Raw genomic sequence first — 757 nt, 5'->3', positions numbered from 1 at the left:
AACGGAGGCTCGACATGAGCAAGGAACAGCGGGTAGCGATCGTCACCGGCGGCTCCCGGGGCATCGGCCGGCAGGTCGTGCAGCGGCTGGCCGAGGAGGGTTACGCCCTGGTCGTCAACTACGCGGGCAACAAGGCCGACGCGGACGCGACCATGACCGCTCTGGCCGGCACCGACGTGAAGGCGATCGCGTTCCAGGCCGATGTCGCCGACGAGAACGCCGTGGCCGCGATGTTCGACGCGGCGGAGCGGGAGTTCGGTGGCGTCGACGTGGTGGTGAACATGGCCGGGATCATGCCGATGGGTCCGCTGGTCGATCTCGACCTGGACACCCTCGATCGCACGATCCGAGTCAACCTACGCGGCGCCTTCGTGGTCACCCAGCAGGCCGCCCGCCGGGTACGCGCCGGAGGCGCGATCATCAACACCTCCAGCTCAATCACCAAGTTCAGCCGTCCCGGATACACGGCGTACGCGGCCGCGAAGGGTGGGGTGGAGGCGATGACGCTGATCCTCGCCCGTGAGCTACGCGGTCGTGACATCACGGTTAATACCGTTGCTCCCGGCCCGATCGGCACGGAGCTGTTCCTGCGCGGCAAGGACGAGGAGACCATCGCCCGGATCGCCGCCGAGCCGCCGCTGGGCCGGATGGGCATGCCCGAGGACGTCGCGCCCATCGTGGCGTTCCTCGCCGGCCCGGGCCGCTGGATCAACGGCCAGGTGGTGTACGCCAACGGCGGCGCCATCTGACCGCCGGC

At 69.4% G+C, this 757-nt stretch carries 1 protein-coding gene; it reads left to right on the top strand.

Annotation, left to right across the window (positions count from 1 at the left end):
- Positions 1-14 precede the first annotated feature (14 nt).
- Positions 15-749 (top strand): SDR family oxidoreductase, encoded by a 735-nt coding sequence (locus E1211_RS32235; RefSeq protein ID WP_132354029.1) that lies wholly within the window; start codon positions 15-17, stop codon positions 747-749.
- The last annotated feature ends 8 nt before the right edge of the window (positions 750-757 follow it).

This window comes from Micromonospora sp. 15K316 (genome assembly GCF_004348525.1).
GTDB lineage: Bacteria > Actinomycetota > Actinomycetes > Mycobacteriales > Micromonosporaceae > Micromonospora.
The sequence above is the reverse complement of the archived record's forward strand: the minus strand, read 5'-3'. Positions and strand labels throughout refer to the sequence as shown.

What these genes read in the sequence shown, in the direction of transcription:
- E1211_RS32235 (WP_132354029.1), top strand. Translation starts at nt 15, where the DNA reads ATGAGCAAGGAACAGCGGGTAGCGATCGTCACCGGCGGCTCCCGGGGC.